The sequence below is a fragment of the Nanchangia anserum genome (assembly GCF_015240065.1).
GTDB classification, from domain to species: Bacteria; Actinomycetota; Actinomycetes; order Actinomycetales; family Actinomycetaceae; genus Nanchangia; species Nanchangia anserum.
This window is the reverse complement of the sequence record NZ_CP060506.1, coordinates 1429633-1449755: the sequence shown is the minus strand read 5'-3', so window position 1 is coordinate 1449755 and position 20123 is coordinate 1429633. Positions and strand designations below refer to the sequence as shown.

General features: G+C 66.6%; 13 protein-coding genes and 1 pseudogene. 5 read left to right on the top strand and 9 right to left on the bottom strand.

What is annotated here, in order from left to right:
* From H8R18_RS06775 to H8R18_RS06760, 4 genes are read right to left on the bottom strand one after another with little or no spacing between them, the layout of a single operon-like run.
* Nucleotides 1-345 carry a metallopeptidase family protein gene (locus H8R18_RS06775; protein ID WP_191071301.1) on the bottom strand — a complete coding sequence of 115 codons (345 nt, stop codon included), beginning with the start codon at nucleotides 343-345 and terminating at the stop codon, nucleotides 1-3.
* Nucleotides 346-360: 15 nt separating this feature from the next.
* Entirely contained in the window at nucleotides 361-969 is a 609-nt protein-coding gene (locus tag H8R18_RS06770; protein WP_227712782.1) for a DUF1349 domain-containing protein, read from the bottom strand.
* Nucleotides 970-978: 9 nt separating this feature from the next.
* Nucleotides 979-1272 (bottom strand): ferredoxin family protein, encoded by a 294-nt coding sequence (locus tag H8R18_RS06765; RefSeq protein ID WP_191071300.1) that lies wholly within the window; start codon nucleotides 1270-1272, stop codon nucleotides 979-981.
* Nucleotides 1269-2558, bottom strand: a complete 1290-nt coding sequence (locus tag H8R18_RS06760) for an FAD-dependent oxidoreductase (RefSeq protein ID WP_191071299.1) — start codon at nucleotides 2556-2558, stop codon at nucleotides 1269-1271. The genes H8R18_RS06765 and H8R18_RS06760 overlap by 4 nt, the downstream gene beginning before the upstream one ends.
* A gap of 306 nt (nucleotides 2559-2864) precedes the next feature.
* Between H8R18_RS06760 and rpoB the strand changes: the two are divergent.
* The 3 genes and pseudogenes from rpoB (at nucleotide 2865) to H8R18_RS06745 (ending at nucleotide 10656) form a co-directional block, all read left to right on the top strand.
* Nucleotides 2865-6360, top strand: a pseudogene (gene rpoB / locus H8R18_RS06755) (DNA-directed RNA polymerase subunit beta).
* 109 nt (nucleotides 6361-6469) lie between these two features.
* Nucleotides 6470-10375, top strand: coding sequence for a DNA-directed RNA polymerase subunit beta' (locus H8R18_RS06750; protein ID WP_191071297.1), 3906 nt, complete (start codon nucleotides 6470-6472; stop codon nucleotides 10373-10375).
* A gap of 92 nt (nucleotides 10376-10467) precedes the next feature.
* A complete protein-coding gene (locus tag H8R18_RS06745) occupies nucleotides 10468-10656 on the top strand; it encodes a hypothetical protein (RefSeq protein WP_191071296.1) in 189 nt (62 codons plus the stop codon).
* Nucleotides 10657-10665: 9 nt separating this feature from the next.
* On the opposite strand, the gene H8R18_RS06740 is transcribed toward H8R18_RS06745, so the two are convergent.
* From H8R18_RS06740 to H8R18_RS06725, 4 genes are all read right to left on the bottom strand, one after another.
* Nucleotides 10666-12666, bottom strand: a complete 2001-nt coding sequence (locus H8R18_RS06740; RefSeq protein ID WP_191071295.1) for an acyltransferase family protein — start codon at nucleotides 12664-12666, stop codon at nucleotides 10666-10668.
* A 145-nt stretch (nucleotides 12667-12811) separates the two neighbouring features.
* A complete protein-coding gene (locus H8R18_RS06735) occupies nucleotides 12812-13639 on the bottom strand; it encodes an aldo/keto reductase (protein ID WP_191071294.1) in 828 nt (275 codons plus the stop codon).
* A gap of 98 nt (nucleotides 13640-13737) precedes the next feature.
* Complete coding sequence (locus H8R18_RS06730; protein WP_191071293.1) at nucleotides 13738-15027, bottom strand: MFS transporter; 1290 nt, start codon at nucleotides 15025-15027, stop codon at nucleotides 13738-13740.
* A gap of 105 nt (nucleotides 15028-15132) precedes the next feature.
* Nucleotides 15133-16860, bottom strand: a complete 1728-nt coding sequence (locus H8R18_RS06725; protein WP_191071292.1) for a DUF885 domain-containing protein — start codon at nucleotides 16858-16860, stop codon at nucleotides 15133-15135.
* Nucleotides 16861-16898: 38 nt separating this feature from the next.
* Here H8R18_RS06725 and H8R18_RS06720 point away from each other — a divergent pair, with 38 nt between their 5' ends.
* Both H8R18_RS06720 and H8R18_RS06715 read left to right on the top strand, forming a co-directional pair.
* Nucleotides 16899-17663, top strand: a complete 765-nt coding sequence (locus H8R18_RS06720) for a spermidine synthase (RefSeq protein ID WP_191071291.1) — start codon at nucleotides 16899-16901, stop codon at nucleotides 17661-17663.
* Between the two features lie 39 nt (nucleotides 17664-17702).
* Nucleotides 17703-18524 carry a PASTA domain-containing protein gene (locus H8R18_RS06715; RefSeq protein WP_191071290.1) on the top strand — a complete coding sequence of 274 codons (822 nt, stop codon included), beginning with the start codon at nucleotides 17703-17705 and terminating at the stop codon, nucleotides 18522-18524.
* 96 nt (nucleotides 18525-18620) lie between these two features.
* Here the strand turns inward: H8R18_RS06715 and H8R18_RS06710 are convergent, their stop codons facing one another.
* Nucleotides 18621-20048, bottom strand: a complete 1428-nt coding sequence (locus tag H8R18_RS06710) for an MFS transporter (protein WP_191071289.1) — start codon at nucleotides 20046-20048, stop codon at nucleotides 18621-18623.
* Between the last annotated feature and the right edge of the window lie 75 nt (nucleotides 20049-20123).

The following is a 20123-nucleotide window of genomic DNA, read 5'->3' as shown; positions in this document are numbered from 1 at the left end:
CTAGGCCCAGCCGAGCGCGTGGAGCTGGTCGTCGTCTAGTCCCCAGTAGTGGGCGATTTCGTGCACGAGGGTGATGTGAACCTCGCGACGTAGCTCCTCCTCGTCGGCGCTGATGTCAGCGAGGGCCTCGCGGTAGAGGACGATTCGGTCGGGGAGCTCGCCGTAGCCGTAGCCCTCGCGCTCGGTGACGTCGAGGCCCTCGTAGATGCCGAGCAGGTCGGGTTCGTCGAGGTTGCGGTCCTCGACGAAGATGGCGACGTTATCGAGGCCCGCGACGAGATGCTTGGGCAGGGCGGCGTATTCGTCCTCGACCAGCTCCCAAAACGCCTCGTCGTCGATTGTCATCGGTTACCTCGTGGCTTACGCGGGGTCGGGTGCCTGCCCGTCGTGGGGCTGCCACAGGCACTCGCCGACGTGGAAGTCGGTGAAGGTCGCCGTGAACGAGGAGTCCTCGGGGCTGCACGCGTAGACGCCGAAACGGATCGGGCCGGTGGCCGCGGCGAGGTGGCAGATGCGGATCTGCTCGAACCGCTCCCCATCACGCGAGCACTCGATGCGGAAGTCGTCCTCGCGCCGGCTCAGCCGGTACCACATGGAGCGCACGGACGCCGGGATCTCGGTTGTCGACCAGTCGGAGTAGCCGGCGTTCGTCACGACCGCGCCGAGGTGCTGGATTTCGGGGGTGTCGTACTCGATCGAGGCCTTCAGCCAGTTCTCGCTGTCGAGATAGACGGCGATCCCGCACTGGTCGAAGCGGTGAGACGAATCGAAGTGCGTTCGCACCGTGAAGGTGAAGAAGTCGGCGTCGGTGGTGTACTGGAGAACCGGGGCGTTGTCGTTGCGGAAGTGGTAGTACGTGCGCTGCCACAGGTCGGTGCCCGGCTCTGTGCGGATGCTCACGCGGTCGGCCTCGACGCTATAGCTGCGCGGCGGCCGCGTCCACGTCATTGTCGTGCAGTCCGTGATCACGTCTGACCCCTAACCGTGCCGATACGACACGCCGGCCCCGCCTGCCGGCGGGTGCCACGTCAGCAGCTCGGGGCCGCCGACGTGCGTGCACGTGCCGCATTCGAGGCAGGCGGCGTATTCGACCGAGATCGACCCGTCGGGATTCTCGGTGTACACGTGCGCCGGACAGATGGCGACGAGCACCTTGCCCAGTCCTGTGGCGCGGGCGTAGTCCTGGTTGACCTCGATGTGGTTCGTCGTCTCGTCGGTCTGATAGCGGTTTACCGAGAGGCGTTCGTGGATCGATCGTTCGGTGGGCTTCACAGCGAGCGTCCTCCTTTCCACGCAACTCGCGCGAGGTCGCGAAGTTTCACCGGCGAGGCGACGACGGCGTCCTTGGCGATCTGCCACGCGTGGCGGTGCGGGGTGTCGTCGTGGCGGTAGATGTCGTGGAAGATCGTGCCGAGCAGCGGTCCGATCTCGCGATAGAGGGCGTCCTCGGCGAGCGCATCGGGCGCATTCTTGTAGGTGGCGACGTCCGCGCCGACGGTGCTGGCGGCCAACATCGTCGGGTAGCGCTCAAGGCCGCCGGAGGCGTAGTCGTTCGCGCGCAGCGCCTGGGAGATGGCATCGGCGGCGACGAGGGCGGAGCCGGCGGCGAGGTCCATGCCGCGGATGGCGAATCCCGTGTTCAGCGTCAGGCCCGCGGCGTCACCGATGACGACGAATCCGTCGGTGTGGATCGGTCCCTCAAGTGCCCCGGCCTCGGCAGTGAGGTGGCAGCCGTACTGGACGAGTTCGCCCCCGTCGATGAGCGGGGCGACGCTGGGGTGGGTGAGGAACGCGTCGTGGACATCCGAGCTGGCCTGCCTCGAGCTGAGCAGCGCGTCGAGGCGCATGACGACGCCGATCGAGACCGAAGAACGGTTGGTGTAGAGGAAGCCGCCGCCGGGCAGCCCGCGGGTGGCCTCGCCGACCATCGCCCACGCCGCGCCTTCGCGCTCGCCCAAGCCAAAGCGCGAACGCACGACGTCCTCGCCCAGTTCGATCACGCTCTTGACCCCGAGGGCGACGTGGTTGTTCGCGGGCTGGGGCCGCAGCCCGATCGAGCGGGCCGCGAACGACGTGATGCCGTCGGCGGCGACGACGACCTTGCAGCGCAGCTCGTCCTCGCCGACGGCGACGCCCGTGACGACCCCGCCCGTGGTCAGGAGGCGATCGACGTGCATGCCGGGGACGACGGCGACGCCCGCGGCCTCGGCCTGCTCGGCCAGCCATGCATCCAACCGGACACGCAACACGGACACGGCGTTGCCGGCCTCAACCAGGCGGGAGTCGGCGACGTCGAGGCTGATATGCCCCGTCTCGGTGAGGAAGCTCAGGTGGTTGCGCAAGATGACGCGCTCGATGGGCGCGACGTTGGCGAAATCGGGGATGACCTCGTTCATGATGTCGCAATAGAACACGCCCCCGGACAGGTTTTTCGTTCCGGGGGCCTCGCCACGCTCGACGAGGGCGACCTCGTGGCCGAATTGGGCCAGGCGCAGTGCGCACACGGTTCCGGCGATACCGCCGCCAATGACGATGACGTCGAAATCGAGTTCGGTCACGTTGGCTCCCTCACTGCCGCCTGAAGCTATTCGCGCCTCATCCTATCGACCCCCGCGCCCACCCGCGCCACGGAGAGGTCGGTGGGCGGGGGAGCGGCGCCCTCGTGAATTCGCGCACATTGTTCAGCGGCATCTTGGCTGGTATGTGCACGCGCACTAATGTGGATGGTTGCGCCTGTAGTATCCGAGGTGGGTTGTTACACCGGTCGTCTCATAACAGAAGGTGCGCCGGACGATGGTCGGGGCAACGCCAGTTAGGGGTCGCGGGCGCGTGTGCGCAAAAAGACTCATCCGGAAGGATACCTTTTGGCTGCCTCCGCAACCACCGCATCGGGCATCAACGATCGCCTGTCCTTTGGCAAGCTAGGCGAGGTCCTCCAGCCGCCGTCCCTGCTGAGCATCCAGCGGGAATCGTTCGAGTGGCTGCTGGGCACCGACGAATGGAAGGAACGCCTCGAAGCGGCCGCGGCCGCCGGGCGCTCGCCGGTGCGTTCCGACGTGTCGGGCCTGGAAGAGATCTTCAACGAGATCTCGCCGATCCGCGACTTTGGCGAGACGATGTCGCTGTCGTTCTCGGACCCGAAGTTCGAGCCGGGCGAAGTACACGATCGACGAGTGCAAGGCGAAGGACTACACCTACGCCGCCCCGATGTTCGTCACCGCCGAGTTCATGAACGAAAACACCGGCGAGATCAAGTCGCAGACCGTCTTCATGGGCGACTTCCCGCTGATGACCCCGTCGGGGACGTTCATCATCAACGGCACCGAGCGCGTGGTTGTGTCCCAGCTCGTGCGCTCGCCCGGGGTCTACTTCGACATCACCCCCGACAAGACGTCGGATAAGGACATCTTCGGGTGCAAGTTCATCCCCTCGCGCGGTGCGTGGCTGGAGCTTGAGATCGACAAGCGCGACAACGTGGCCGTGCGCATCGACCGGCGCCGCAAGCAGTCGGCGACGGTGTTCCTGCGCGCCCTGGGCATGAGCCCGGCCGAGATCCGCGAGGAATTCGCCGACTTCCCGGTGCTGCTGGAGACGCTGGAGAAGGACTCGGATGCCATCCAGACGACCGAGGATGCGCTGACGGACATCTACCGCAAGATTCGCCCGGGCGAACCGGCCTCGGCCGAGGCCGGGCGCACCCTGCTCGAGAACTTCTACTTCAACGACAAGCGCTACGACCTGGCGAAGGTCGGGCGCTACAAGTTCAACAAGAAGCTCGGTCAGGTCGATTCCCTCGATCTGGGCGTGCTCACCCTCAACGACATCGTCATCGCGGCAAAGTACCTCATGGCGCTGCACCGCGGGGACAAGACCCTCACCGTGAAGAACAGCGAGGGTGCCGACGTCGAGCTTCGCGTCGAGACCGACGACATTGACCACTTCGGCAACCGGCGCATCCGCGCGGTCGGCGAGCTCATTCAGTCGCAGGTGCGCACGGGGCTGTCGCGCATGGAGCGCGTCGTTCGCGAGCGCATGACGACCCAGGACGCCGAGGCCATCACGCCGCAGTCGCTCATCAACATTCGCCCGGTGGTTGCGGCGATCAAGGAGTTCTTCGGCACCTCGCAGCTCTCGCAGTTCATGGACCAGAACAACCCGCTGTCGGGGCTGACCCACAAGCGCCGCCTCTCGGCGCTGGGTCCCGGCGGTCTCTCGCGTGACCGCGCCTCGATGGAGGTCCGCGACGTTCACCCGTCCCACTACGGGCGCATGTGTCCGATCGAGACCCCGGAAGGTCCGAACATCGGCCTCATCGGCTCGCTGGCCACCTACGCCCGCCTCAACGCGTTCGGGTTCCTCGAGACCCCCTACCGCGTCGTGCGCGACGCCCAGGTCACCGACGAGGTCCACTACCTGAGCGCCGATGAGGAAGACCGCTTCAATATCGCGCAGGCCTCCGCTGTTCTCACCGAGGACGGCCACTTTGCCGAGGAGCACGTGCTGTGCCGTGTCGCCGGGCCCGACCCGGCGCTCGTCGAGCGCGACGACGTCGATTACATGGACGTCGCGGCCCGGCAGATGGTGTCGGTGGCGACGTCGCTGATTCCGTTCCTCGAGCACGACGACGCCAACCGCGCCCTCATGGGTGCGAACATGCAGCGCCAGGCGGTGCCGCTGCTGACGACCGAGGCGCCCCTCGTGGGCACCGGCATGGAGCGGCGCACGGCGATCGACGCGGGCGAGGCCCTCGTCGCCGACCGCGCGGGTGTCGTCACCGAGGCCGATTCGGCCTCGATCACGATCATGGCCGACGACGGCTCCTACCAGGTTCACAAGCTCCAGAAGTTCGACCGCTCGAACCCGGGCAACTGCTACAACCAGCGTCTGCGCGTCGCCGAGGGCGACCGCGTCGAGGTCGGCGACCTGCTGGCCGACGGCCCGGCGACCGACGGCGGTGAGCTGGCGCTCGGCAAGAACCTCCTCGTCGCCTACATGTCGTGGGAGGGCCTGAACTACGAGGACGCGATCATCCTGTCGCGCCGCATCGTCCAGGACGACGTGCTGACCTCGATCCACATCGAGGAGCACGAGATCGACGCCCGCGAGACCAAGCTCGGTCCCGAGGAGATCACCCGCGACATCCCCAACGTCTCTGAAGACGCCCTGGCCAATCTCGACGAGCGCGGCATCATCCGCATCGGCGCCGAGGTTACGGCTGGCGACATCCTCGTCGGCAAGGTCACCCCTAAGGGTGAGACCGAGCTGACGAGCGAGGAGCGCCTGCTGCGCGCGATCTTCGGTGAGAAGGCGCGCGAGGTCCGCGACACCTCGCTGCGCGTCCCCCACGGCGAGACCGGCATCGTCATCGGCGTGCGCGAGTTCTCGGACGAGGAAGACGACATGCCCGCCGGCGTCAAGCAGATGGTGCGCGTCTACATCGCCCAGCGCCGCAAGATCACGGTCGGCGACAAGCTCGCCGGTCGCCACGGCAACAAGGGCGTCGTCTCGCGCATCCTCCCCGTCGAGGACATGCCGTTCCTCGAGGATGGCACCCCCGTCGACATCATCCTCAACCCCATGGGTGTTCCCGGTCGTATGAACATCGGCCAGGTTCTCGAGTTCCACATGGGCTGGATTGCCGCGATGGGCTGGGACGCGACGAAGGCTATGGAAGAGGGCGCCGAGTGGGTCAAGAGGCTGCCGGCTGGCGGTCTCAAGACCGATGCGCGCACCCGCATTGCCACCCCGGTCTTCGACGGCTGCACCCAGGAGGAGCTGGCCGGTCTGCTCACGTGCACGAACCCGAACGAAGACGGGATGCGCCTCATCAACTCCGAGGGCAAGGCCCGCCTGTTCGACGGACGCACCGGGGAGCCGTTCCCGTACCCGATCTCGGTCGGCTACAAGTACATGCTCAAGCTCCACCACCTGGTCGACGACAAGATCCACGCGCGCTCGACCGGCCCGTACTCGATGATCACCCAGCAGCCGCTCGGCGGTAAGGCCCAGTTCGGTGGCCAGCGCTTCGGAGAGATGGAGGTGTGGGCGATGGAGGCCTACGGCGCCGCCTACTCCCTCCAGGAGCTGCTGACCGTGAAGTCGGACGACATCACGGGCCGCGTCAAGGTCTACGAGGCGATCGTCAAGGGCGAGGACATTCCGGAACCGGGCATCCCCGAATCGTTCCGTGTCCTCATCCAGGAAATGCGCTCGCTGTGCCTGAACGTCGAGGCCCTCGACGTCGACGGCGAGGTCGTGTCGTTGCGCGAAGCCGACGACGACGCACAGCGTGCCACCGAGGAGCTAGGGATCAACATCGGGTCCCGCCCCAATCCCAACGTGAAGTTGGACGACATCTAACCGAGGCCGGCCCGGTAAGGGACGGCGCCCCGGCCGCGTCAGCGGGCGGCCGGGAGCCGGAAACCAGCACGCTGGCATCCGGTAGTACAGGATTGAGGAAGAAGGAAACGTGACCGACGCAAACGCCTTCGACAAGCTCCACATTGGGTTGGCGACCGCCGAGAACATTCACAGCTGGTCTCACGGCGAGGTGAAGAAGCCCGAGACCATCAATTACCGCACGCTCAAGCCGGAAAAGGACGGCCTGTTCTGCGAGCGGATCTTTGGCCCGACGCGCGACTGGGAGTGCGCGTGCGGCAAGTACAAGCGCGTGCGCTACAAGGGCATCATCTGCGAGCGCTGCGGCGTCGAGGTGACCCGCTCGAACGTTCGTCGTGAGCGCATGGGCCACATCGAGCTGGCCGCTCCCGTGACGCACATCTGGTACTTCAAGGGCGTGCCCTCGCGCCTGGGGTACCTGCTGAACCTGGCGCCGAAGGACCTCGAGAAGGTCATCTACTTCGCCGCCTACATGATTACCGAGGTCGACGAGGAGGCCCGCCACCAGGACCTGCCCAGCCTGCAAAACGAGCTGGACCTCGAGAAGAAGAACATCGAGGATCGCACCGAGGCGGCGCTCATGAAGCGCTCGGAAAAGCTCGAGAAGGACCTCGCGACGCTCGAGGCCGAGGACGCTCAGGCCGGCGCCAAGGACAAGGTCCGCAAGGCGGCCGAGAAGGAGCTCACCCAGATTCGTCGCAAGGGCGCTCGCGACATCGAACAGCTCGAGCAGGTCTTCGATCGCTTCAAGGACCTCAAGGTCGGCGATCTCGAGGGCAACGAGCTGCTCTACCGCAACATGGTGGCCCGCTACGGCATCTACTTCAAGGGTGACAAGGGCGCGGCCGCGGTGAAGAAGCGCCTGGAGGACTTCGACCTCAAGGCCGAGGCCGCGGCACTGCGCGAGGTCTCCGAGACCGGGACCGGTCAGCGCAAGACGCGCGCCCTCAAGCGCCTGCGCGTCGTGAACGCGTTCCTCTCCACGGGGAACTCACCCGTGTCGATGGTGCTCGACCGCATCCCCGTCATCCCGCCGGACCTGCGTCCGATGGTGCAGCTGGATGGTGGCCGCTTCGCGACGTCGGATCTCAACGATCTCTACCGCCGCGTCATCAACCGCAACAACCGTCTCAAGCGTCTGCTCGACCTGGGCGCGCCCGAGATCATCGTCAACAACGAGAAGCGCATGCTTCAGGAATCGGTTGACGCCCTGTTCGACAACGGCCGCCGCGGCCGTCCCGTCGCGGGTCCGGGCAACCGTCCGCTGAAGTCGCTGTCCGACATGCTCAAGGGCAAGCAGGGGCGCTTCCGCCAGAACCTGCTGGGCAAGCGCGTCGACTACTCGGGTCGTTCCGTCATCGTCGTCGGCCCGCAGCTGCTGCTGCACCAGTGCGGCCTGCCCAAGCAGATGGCGCTGGAGCTGTTTAAGCCCTTCGTCATGAAGCGCCTGGTCGAGCGCCAGGAGGCCCAGAACGTCAAGGCGGCCAAGCGCATGGTCGAGCGCCAGCGCGACGCCGTGTGGGATGTTCTCGACGAGGTCATCACCGAGCACCCGGTGTTGCTCAACCGCGCCCCCACGCTGCACCGCCTGGGCATTCAGGCCTTCGAGCCGGTCCTCGTCGAGGGCAAGGCGATCCAGCTGCACCCGCTCGTGTGTGGCGCCTTCAACGCCGACTTCGACGGTGACCAGATGGCCGTTCACCTGCCGCTGGGTGCCGAGGCGCAGGCTGAGGCCCGCATTCTCATGCTGTCGAGCAACAACATCTTGAAGCCGTCTGACGGCCGCCCGGTGACGATGCCCGCGCAGGACATGATCATCGGCGTCTACCACCTCACGGCTGACCCCGACCCGGCCCTGCCGGTGCCGCACGATGCCGAGGGCAACGAGGTCGTGCCGGCGTTCGCCTCGCTGGGCGAAGCCATCATGGCCTACGACCGCCGCGACCTCGACATCAACGCGACCGCGCGCATTCGCCTCGATCCCGACACCGTGCCTCCGGCCGGCTGGCAGGCCCCCGAGGGCTGGACCGAGGGCGACCCCGTCGAGCTGGAGACCTCGATCGGGCGCGCGTTCTTCAACGAGGCGCTCCCCGTCGATTTCCCGTTCGTCAACGAGCAGGTCGGCAAGAAGCAGCTGGGCAACATCGTCAACACGCTGGCCGAGTCCTACGACAAGGGCAACGTCGCGGCGTCGCTGGACGCGTTGAAGTCGACCGGCTTCCACTGGGCGACGTGGTCGGGCATCACCATTTCGGTGGCCGACGTCGTCGAGCCGCCCGAGAAGCCCGAGATCCTCGCCGACTACGAGGAGCGTGCGGCTAACGTTCAGGACCAGTACGACACCGGTTTCATCGATGCCGACGACCGCTACCGCGAGATGGTCGACATCTGGAACGAGTGCACGGCCAAGGTCGCCGAGGCGATGCGCAAGAACTTCGACGCGCGCAACCAGGTGTTCCGCATGGTCAACTCCGGTGCCCGTGGTAACTGGGACCAGGTTCGCCAGATCGCCGGCATGCGTGGCCTCGTGGCCGACCCGAAGCAGAAGCTCATCGAGCGCCCGATCAAGTCGAACTACCTGTCGGGCCTGACGGTTCTCGAGTACTTCATCGCCACCCACGGTGCCCGTAAGGGTCTGGCCGACACGGCTCTGCGTACCGCCGACTCGGGTTACCTGACGCGTCGTCTCGTTGACGTGTCTCAGGACGTCATCGTCCGCGAGATGGACTGCGGGACCCGCCGCGGCCTGGCGATGCCGATTGGCACACTCGGCGAGGATGGCTCGGTCACGAAGCTCGAGTGGGTCGAGACGACCGCCTACGGGCGCACCCTGGCGAAGGACGCGGTCACCGAGGCCGGAGACGTCGTCTTCGCCAAGGGCACCGACCTGGGCGACAAGGAGATCACCGCGCTCGTCGACGCCGGCGTATCCGAGATCACCGTGCGCTCCGTGCTCACGTGTGAGTCCGAGACGGGCACGTGCGCCGCGTGCTACGGGCGTTCGCTGGCCACGGGTAAGCAGGTTGACATCGGCGAGGCCGTCGGCATCATCGCCGCCCAGTCGATCGGTGAGCCCGGCACGCAGCTGACGATGCGGACATTCCACACCGGTGGTGCCGCGGGTTCCTCGGACATCACGCAGGGTCTGCCGCGCGTTCAGGAGCTCTTCGAGGCCCGCACCCCGAAGGGCGAGGCGATCATGACCGAGGCCGCCGGCCGGGTGAAGATCGTCGACGAGCCGCCGGCTCAGCGCAAGGTTGTCGTCGTGCGCGACGACGGCCAGGACGACCTCGAAATCGAGATCTCGCGCCGCATGAAGCTGCTCGTCTCCGAGGGCGATCACGTCGCGGTCGGCCAGCAGCTCACCGAGGGCCGCCTCGACCCGAAGAAGGTCCTGCGCATCCGTGGCGTCAACGCCACCCAGCGCCAGCTTGTCAACGAGGTGCAGGAGGTCTACCGCTCCCAGGGCGTCGACATCCACTCCAAGCACATCGAGGTCATCGTCCGCCAGATGCTGCGTCGCGTGACCGTCCTCGCCTCGGGCGACACCGACCTGCTGCCGGGCACCCTCGTCGATTCGATGCGGTTCCGCTCCGAGAACCGCCGCGTCGTGTCGCAGGGCGGGCAGCCGGCGTCGGGCCGTCCCGAGCTCATGGGCATCACCAAGGCCTCGTTGGCGACGGATTCGTGGCTGTCGGCCGCGTCGTTCCAGGAGACGACGAAGGTGCTGACGGATGCCGCGATGAACGCCAAGGAGGACCCGCTGGTCGGCCTCAAGGAGAACGTCATCCTCGGTAAGCTCATCCCGGCGGGTACGGGCCTGAGCACGTACCAGTCGGCCACCGTCGAGCCGACCGACGAGGCGCTGGCGGCGATGGGATGGACCGAGAAGGACTTCCGCATGCCCGAGTTCGAGGATGCGGCGGACTTCCTGAAGGACATCACCTTCGGCGATTCCTTCGGAATCGATCTCTAAGCATTCGGTTCAGCTGTGCCCCGGCCGCTTACGGCCGGGGCACAGCCGTATCTCGGTCAGGTTGAGCGCGGCGACGCCGCTAGAGTGGAGCCATGGATACAGCGACAGTGGCTATTCACGTGCTCTCGGTTATCGTCGTCCTCGCGATCATCGTCGCTCTGCTGGTGGCGATCGTCCGTATCAAGCGCGCCCACGCCGCGAAGGTCGAGGAGCTGAACTCGACGATCGACGCGCTTGAGCACCAGGTGAAGTCCTGGCAGTCCGCGGCCGATCCGAAGTAGCGCGATCGGCTACGATTTCGCGAAGTCGTTGAGGGCGTCAACGATCACCTGCGCGTAGAGGTTCTCGGCGTCGGGCGTGCTCGGATGGGTGCCGTCGGGTCCCAGCCAGTCGGTGTGGGCCGCGATGGCATCGTGCCAGTGCGCCACCCGAACGCGATCGGGGTAGCGCGTTTGCGCATTCGCGATGACGTCGTTGCTGATGGGAATCCACGTGTCGCGCGCGGGCCCGAAGGCGTCGACGAAGACGATCTTCGTGTCGTCGCCGGCCGCAGCCATGATGTCGTCGACCTGCTTGTTCGTCATCTGGGTGTTGGTGGCCAACGAGATGACGACGTAGGGGCGCTGGCCGTGCGAGGCCGCGTAGCTCTGCATGAGCGGGATCGCCTTGAAGATCGAGCGCGACACCTTTCCGTCGACGATGACGCCGGGCAGGTGCTGCTCGAGCGCGGGCTTGGCCCCCAGCGTCACCGAATCGCCGATGACGAGGACCTGGTCGCCGGTCACCGGCTTGGCGTTCGTCGGTGCCTGGGGTTGGGCGGGCGCGGGAGCGGGGGACGGCTGCGTCGGCGCGGTGGCGACGGCCTCGAGCTGTTGTTCCAGAGCCGTCTGCTTCGGGGCGTCGGCGACGGCCGCACACGTGAACATCGTTCCGATGATGACGACGGTGGCGGGAGCGACGAGGCGCCAATGCGTGCGCACGGAAAGCCCCTGTGCGATGGCGGCCCGGATGCGACCGACGAGGACGCGGCGGCGAATGGGTTCTTCGATGAGCGCAAAGGACACGGCGGCAGCCAGCACCGAGAGCGTGAGGGCGACGACGGCGCACACACTCATGGGGGCTTGCGGGAACGCCGTCTCCATCATGACAATGACCGGCCAGTGCCACAGATAGATGCCGTAGGAGCGCTGCCCGATCCAGCGCAGCGGCGCCACGTCGATCGCGCGGGTCAGCCACGACGAGGCGGGGCTGGCACCGCTGACCTCGTCGCAGCAACCCTGGAGGTAGCCCATGACGGCGAGGGAGACGACGAGGGTTCCCCAGGGGTACGTCCACGCCTGGTCATCGGGCACGATGAAGAATCCCGCGATGATGACGGCCAAACCCACCCACGCCAGCGCGACGCGCAGGCGACGGGTGCGCTCGGCGAGGCGGCGAAGGGCGGGCGCCATCGGTCGGCTGAGGGCGAGTGCGAGGCCAGCGCCGAGCATGAGTCCGAAACAGTGGGTGTCGGTGCCCATGTAGGCGCGGGTGACGTCGAGGTGCCCCTGGTCGGCGGGCAGGTTGGCCACGACGACCGCCATCGCGATAGCCGAACAGGCAGCGAGCGCCCACGCACCCCAGGCGAGGCGACGCCGCCATGCGCGGCGAATGACGTGGGCCGCGAGGACGACGATGAGGGGCCACACGAGGTAGAACTGCTCCTCAACCCCGAGCGACCACACGTTCATGTACAGCCGCGGCAGCTGCTGATCGAAGTAGGACGCCCCGTCCGCGATCGTCACCCAGTTGTAGACGAACGCGAGGGCACCGGCGATCTGGCGGCCGATGCCGACGAGGAGGTCGCGCGAGATCGCCCAGGCGATCGGTACGGTGACGACGAGCATCGTCGAGACCGCGGGGACGAGGCGGCGAACGCGTCGAAGCCAGAACTGGGCCAAGTTGATGCGCCCCGACCGCGCGCGCTCCTCGATGAGCAACCCGGTGATGAGGAAGCCCGAGAGGACGAAGAAGACGTCGACACCCAAGAACCCGCCGGGCAGCGAGGTTGGCAGGACGTGGTAGAGGAGGACGGCGATGCAGGCGAGGGCGCGCAGCCCGTCGAGGCCGCGCACGTGGAACCGCCCGGCCGGTGCGACCTGCCTAATCGATGTGGGCGCCGGTTCTGGCTCCGGCGCCGGAGCCGACGTGCGCGGGTGGGGCGGGCGCGGCGGTCGAGGCAGCTGCGAGGAGGAGCGTGTGAAGCCGGCAGCTGACGATGACGTGTAGGTCAACCCCAGTGCGTCGGACATCTTCCTCATGTGGCCCATTACCGTGCGTTCCTCCCACGACTGTGATTCGACCCGAAGTCCCTCACAAAGTAGTCCCGAGCTGGGAGAGCTTCAACGAACGCGCCGGATTGTAATAAGGATGTGACCTGGCGATCCCGCCGCGGCGTCACCACTCCTCGTGGGTGTTCGGATCCCACACGAATCGCTCGCCGGCGTCGAGCAGGTCGAGGTGACGCATGTGGGTCTCGCTCAGCGTGAAATCGAGGTCGAGGTTCTCGCGGTTGCGCTCGGCGCGCGAGGACACGGCGATGGGGATGATCCCGTGTTGGACCGCCCACCGCAAGACGACCTGAGCGGGGGAGCGCCCGATCTCCTCGGCGATCGTGACGACGAGGATCTGGTCGAGCAGGTGCTCCTTGTAGCCGATGGGACGCCACGCCTCGGTGCGGATGTCGTGAGCGTCGAGATACTCGCGGACATCGCGGCGCGCGATCATGGGATGGAGCTGAATCTGGTTGAGGACGGGATAGACGCCCGTGTCGCGGTGAATCTCCTCGATGTGCTCGGGCAGGAAGTTCGACACCCCGATGTGGTGGGTCAACCCGTCCTCACGGGCGCGCACGAGCTCCTCCCACGTGCGCCGGTACAGCCCGCGCGAGGGATTAGGCCAGTGAATGAGGGTGAGGTCGACGTAGTCCATGCCGAGGCGGCGCAGCGACCCCTCCAAGCCGGCGCGCGTCGCCTCGCCCTGATCGCCGCCGGCGATCTTCGTCGTGACGAACAGCTCGGCGCGATCGATCGACGAGGCGCGCAACCCCTCACCAACGGTCGCCTCGTTGCCGTATTGCGCGGCCGTGTCGAACAGCCGGTGTCCGTCGTCGGCGGCCTGCGCGAACAGCCGCACCCCGGCGGGCCCCTGGTGGGAGTACGTTCCCATGCCCCACGCGGGGATGGTGCCGTTGTCGTTGAGCGGCAGGGTCGGCGGCGTTGCCATGGTGGCTCCTCGTCTCGGGTCGATAGCGTTTCTTCCACCCTAGGGCGAGGACGACCGCGGTGCATTCGCGAGGGGAACGAGCGCACCGCGGCCTCGAATTAGCGCGTGGCCGCCCGGGCGCGCGAGCGCGCGGCGCCGACCCCCACCAGCGACAGCACCGCCAGCGCGGCGATGTAGATGGGGATGGGCCACCAGTGGCCGCCGGCCTCGTGGACCATCCACATGGCCAGCATCGGCGCGGTTCCCGAGAAGATGGCCGCCCCGATCTGATAGCCGAGCGTGATGCCCGTGTAGCGAATCTTGGCGTCGAAGAACTCGCCCATCATCGTCCCCAGCGTTGCGGTGACGAAGGACCAGGCGATGCCGATGGCCACGAGGGATGCGACGATGAGGGCCAACGCGTTGCGCAGATCGGCCAGCAAGAAATAGGGCAGGCTGACGAGGGCGAGCGCGATGACGCCGCCGACGTAGACGCGGGCCCGACCGAAGCGGTCCGACAGCGCCCCGCACGCGGGGATGGCGACCGAGGCGACGACGGCGCCGACCATGATGGCGAGCAACACCGTCGACTTGTCGTAGCCCTGCGACTCGGTGGCGTAGGTGACCATGAACGTCGCGAAGATGTAGAACGGCGCGGTCTCGACGGCCTTGACGGCGATGGCGATGAGGACCTCGCGCCAGTATTCGCGCAGCGTCGCCAGCAGGGGATTGCGCTCGATCGCGCCCGCGTCCTTGACCCGCTGGAAGTCGGGCGTCTCGTCCAACTCCTTGCGGATCCACAGGCCCAAGAAGATGAGGATGAACGACGCGAGGAACGGCAGCCGCCAGATCCACGACGTGAAGGCGGCCTCCCCGGGGATCATGGCGATGAGCAAAGCGATGTTGCCGAGGATGAGTCCCCACGTCACCCCGGTCTGGGGAATCGCGCCAAACAGGCCGCGCTTATTGTTGGGCGCGTACTCGTAGGCCAGCAGCAGCGCGCCGCCCCATTCGCCGCCGATCGCCAGTCCCTGGACGATGCGACAGGCGAACAGCAGCAGCGGTGCCGCGACGCCGATCTGGGCGTAGGTGGGCAACAGCCCGATGGCCATCGTGCCGGCGCCCATCATCGACAGCGTGACGACGAGGGTCTTCTTGCGCCCGATCCGATCGCCGATCGAGGCGAAGATGATCCCGCCGAAGGGGCGAATGAGGAAGGTCAGGGCGTGTCCGAAATAGGCGAGCATCATCGCCACAAAAGGATCGGACTCGGGAAAGAACTGCGGGGCAAAGACGAGGGGAACGACCGTGCCGTAGAGCAGGAAGTCGTACCACTCGATCGTCGAGCCGGTCACGGAGCCGATGAGCGCGCGTCGCTGCACCGTGCGTGCGGATGGGGTGGGGGTCATGGGGCCTCCAAAGAACGTACGTGGGACCTATGTCCCTAGGTGGTTCCACTGTAGCGGCCCTGACCTGCGACGTCAGCGCTTTAGACCCCCACCCCGACCCGAGTGTTACAGGGTGCCCAATAGCGCCGAGCGCATGACGTCGAGCGGCAGCGATCCCAGCCGCAACGCCTCGGTGTGGAAGCGCCGATGCAGCGGGTGCACTCGCCCGTCGGCCTCGCGCACCGGCAGGTCGGCGCAGGCGCCGGCAGCGCGCAGATAGTCCCCGCGCAGCTGACGCCAGAACCGCTGCCCGAGCGCGTAGCTGGGCGCCTGACCCGGCCATCCGAGATAGCGATCCAGCTCGAAACGCAAGAACCTCTCGGCCATCGCGACGTTCGCCCGCAACCACTCCCACGCGTAGGCGCGATCCCATCGCTGCCCCACGGGAAGATCTCCCCACGGTCCGGCGCCGGGCACCTCAAGTCCGAGGTGAACGCCGATATCGAGGGCCACCCGGGCCAGGCGCAACCGCTGGGAATCGAGATAGCCCATGCGCTCCCCGGCCTCCGTCTCGTACCCCAGCTCGGTCATCAGCGACTCGGCATAGAGCGCCCAGCCTTCCCCGTGCCCCGACAGCCAGCAATCCTGCGCCCGCCACGCGTTCAGCCCCGCGCACATCGCCTGACCGATCTGGAGGTGGTGTCCCGGCACCCCCTCGTGGAACACCGTCGTCAGCTCCTGCCACGTGTGAAAGACGTCCTCGCCCTCGGGCACCGCCCAACACATCCGCCCCGGCCGCGAAAAATCCTCCGCCGGCGCCAGGTAATAGATGCCGCCCGTGCCCGCGGGATCGATGACGCAATCGATCGTGCCCATGCGCGGGTCGATGTCGACGAGATCGCGCCCCACCTCATCGAGCGCCCGATCCGCCCAGCCCTGCATCCATCGCTGCAACTCGTCGGCACCGTGGAGCTGGCGAGCCGGATCGGCATTGAGGCGCTCATACGCCTCGGCCACGCTCGTCCCCGCCCCATACAGGTCCGCCGCGAGCTTCTGCTGCTCGGTGATGAGGCCGGCCAGCTGGTTGAGCGCCCACTCGTAGGACTCGACGAGGTCGACCCGCGCACCGACGAACTCGTGGGAAAAACGCTCGTAGCGCTCGCGGCCGACGGCATCGGCTGTCGGCGCCGAGGGCGCGAGGTCGCCGCGCAGCCACGCCGAGAACTCGCTCAGGCCCCGTCGCGCCTGCGCTGCCGCGTCGCTCCACGCCTCCTCCCCGTTGCCGTGGGCGGTCAGCTCGTCGAGGTAGCCGCCCGGTTTGGCGAACTCGTCGGCCTGCGCGGCGACGACCTCGACCTGGCGCTGCGCTGCGACGAGGCCGCGTTCGCGTCCCGCGCTCAACCGTTCGCGCATCTGCTCAAGCGCGCGGGGCAGGGCACCGATGCGGGCGCGCAGCCGCTCGCGCTCGGCCGCCGTGTCGGTCGGCATGAGGGCGAAGGTGTCGCGCAGCGACTGGAACGGCGAGGTGATGTTGTTCAGCTCGGCGTGCCACTCGGTGGCGTCGTAAAACTCGAGGGAAAGGCCGAGCCGATCGCGCATCGCGGCAGCCGTGACGGCGTCGGCACCGGTGAAGCCGCCCTCGGCCTTCTCGATTGCGTCGATGTCGCGCAGCGTGTCGTGGATCAGGTCGGCGATGCGGTCGAGCTGTGCGGGCGAAAAATCGTCCCATGTGTCGTCGTTGTCGTGGATGCCCGCGAAGGTCTGGGCGATTGGCGAGAGAGCCAGCTGGTCGTCGTGAAAGCGGTTCGCCCGCGCGTCGAGCGCGCTGGCCTTCGTAGGATGTGGCGTAGTCATTTTCCTAATCTATGTGAGGCGATGCCGTGGGGCACAGGGTGCGACGTGCGCGACAGACCGAGGCGCATCCCCTCGTCATCGATGCCGCGTGTGGGCGCATCGAGTGCGTGCGCGAGGGCAACATGGCGACGGTCTACATCGACGGCCGCCCATCCTCGGCGCTCGATCTCTCCGACCCCACGCACCTGTCGTTTGGCTACATGCAGATCATGGACGCCGCGGCCCGCGTTGCCTACACGCCGGCGGGGGAGCGTAGCGCCGCCCTTCACTTGGGTGGCTGCGGCTGCGCCCTGCCGCGGGCGTGGGCTCGTCGGTGGCCCGATACGCGCCAGGTCGCCGTCGAGATCGATCCCGACATGGTGGCCGCGGTGCGCGCCTGGTTCGACCTGCCGAAGAAGCCCGCGCTGTCGCTGCGTTGCGAGGATGCCCGCGACACCATTGTGGCGGCACCGGCGCGCCGCTATCGTCTGGTCGTTCGCGACGTCTTCGCCGCCGGTGTCTGTCCGATCGACCTCGCCGATGCTCAGGCGTGGGCTCACTACGCCCGCATCGTCACCGAGGATGGCCTCGTCATGGTCAATTCCACCGGCGGAGTTGGCGCGGCGCGCGCACAGGCCGATCGCGCCCGCGAGGCCGGCTTGGAGTGGGTGCGCTTGGTGGGAACCCGGCGCGCGCTGACGCCGGGCAAGGCCGGCAATGTCGTCGTGCTCGCCGCCCATCGCCCGCTCGACGACGCAGCGCTGCATCGGGCGCTTCAGCGCTGCGACGACCCCGCGCAGCTGAGGCCGCATCCCAGCGGATAGCCGCTCACACGGGCCACTCCGTGCGGTATGCTTCGTCACATGAAGTTTGGTTCCCGTTCTCTTGGCAAGGTTTCTCCCCCCCCCTCGACTGAAGGCTCGATAAAGAGACCGTGGTGGAAGCGATGGTATGGGATCCTCGGAATTATCGTCGCGGTTCTGTGCGTGCTGGGGTTCCTCGTTTCGTTGTTTTCTCCGGAGAAAACGGTTCCTGATGTCGTGGGAAAATCCGTTCCCGAGGCTCAGGAGATTCTGAAAGCGGAGGGTTTCACCAACGTCTCGGTCGATCTTGTCGACAAGAATCGCGATCTGGAAGATGGCGACTACGAGGTTGTCAGGCAGGATCCGCGTTCTGGACGCTCGATTAAGACTGTCAATAAGGTCACTTTGACGGCGAAGCCGAATGAGGAAGCTGCGGCGAAGCTGAAGGCGCAAGCCGAGGCGGAAGAACGTAAGCAGGCTGAAGCGGAGAAGCGCGCTGCAGAGGAAGCGGAGCGCAAGAAGGCGGAAGCAAAGAAGCGTGCAGCCGACGCAGAGGCTGCGGAGAAGGCACCACTGCAGAAGATCGACAAGGTTGAAGGGTATCAGCGATGTGTTGATTTGTTGACCGGCTGGCAGCAGGGCGTGAGTACCAGTGAGCCGATCGCCGATAGCGCGAAATGGACTGAGAAACGTTCTAAGGATCATCAGTGGGAGTATGAACTCGCGTTTAAAGCGAAGCTTCACGCACAGGGCGAGACCGCTTATATCGTGATGAGGTGCCGCGTGTACTTCGAGTCATATGACGGTGAACATACTTTCATCGATGCGTCGCAATCGAGTGTTGAGCATATGCCTGTGAGCAAGTGGGACGCTTGGCACTGACAGCGACCTGGTAGACACCAGAACGCTGTTCAGATATAGCGATGGCGCCGGGCCCTTCAAGGGGCCGGGCGCCATCGCGGTATAAGGGAGAGGGAACTACCAGCCCGCTCCCTGCTCGAAGGTCGCCTTCGTACCCGCGACCGTGTGCGAGCGCACGGCCTGCTCGAGCTCGGCGTTGCCCGGAATGTCGTTGGCCTCCGGGCCCAACGGCAGACCCGTGCGGTCTTTGAGCAGGGACACCGCCGCGAGACCCGCTGCGGTGAAGATGAACAGGTAGGCCGACACGGCCATCGACGTGTGGAAGCTCGCCTGGAGCGAGGTCGCGATCATCGGCGCGAATGCGCCGCCGAGGATCGCGCCGATCGCGTAGGCCATGCCCGCCCCCGAGTAGCGCACCCGCGCGGGGAAGATCTCGGCGAACAGTGCCGATTGGGGACCGTAGGTCAGGCCCAGGCTGATCGTCAGGGGCAGCAGCCCGCAGGCGATCCACCCCATGGAGGCGCGGTCGACGAAGAGGAATAGGGGGAATACCCACAGCAGCTGAAGTGCGAAGCCGATCTGGTAGGTGCGCACGCGCCCAATCTTGTCGGAGATCCGCGCGGCAAACAGCGTCGTGAGGATCCACGCCGCCGAGGCAAGCGTGATGAGGTAGAGCATGTGGTCGGCGTTCACCCCCAGGCCGCCCGAACCCGAGGCGTAGGCGAGGATGTAGCCGCCGGTGACCATGTAGCCGGCCACGCCGTTACCCATGAAGGCCAACGCCCCGAGTACGACCTGCTTGCCGCTGAAGCGGAAGAGCTGAACGATCGGCAGACGCAGTTGCTCGTCGTCCTTGCGGACCTCCTCAAAGATCGGCGATTCGGAGACCCCCAGGCGAATGGCCATGCCGACGACGATGAGGACGATCGACAGCAGGAACGGCACGCGCCAGCCCCATGTCGCAAATCCATCTTGGGCGACGGCGTGGACGATCGCGAGGACGGCCGTGGCTGTGAGCATGCCGAGGGGAACGCCTACCTGCGGGAATCCGCCGAACCACCCGCGCTTGGCGGCGGGAGCGTGTTCGACGGCCATGAGGGCGGCACCGCCCCACTCGCCCCCGGCGGCGAAGCCCTGGAGGACCCGCAGCGCCACGAGCAGTACGGGAGCGCCAACCCCGATGGTGGCGTAAGTCGGTAACAGCCCGATGAGGAGAGTCGCCGCGCCCATGAGGATGAGGGTGGCGACCATCATGGCCTTGCGACCGATCTTGTCGCCGAGGTGGCCGGCGACGAGGGCACCCAGAGGCCGGAAGAAGAAGCTGATTCCCACCGTGGCGAAGCCGATGACCTGGGCCAGGGTGGTGTTGTCGCGGGCCAGCGGCTCGAAAAACAGCGGGCCAAAGACGAGGGCGACGGCGTTGGAATAGATGAAAAAGTCGTACCACTCCACCGTCGTGCCCACGAGGGTAGCGATCGCGACTTTGCGATCTTCGCGCCTGTGGGGATCGAGGACGAGGTGGGTAGAGGTCGTTGGGGTGGTCATGGTGGCTCCTATCAACGATGACCGCGAGTCACATACGAGACCGTAAACGAAATCGTATATGGTGAGTGTATAGAG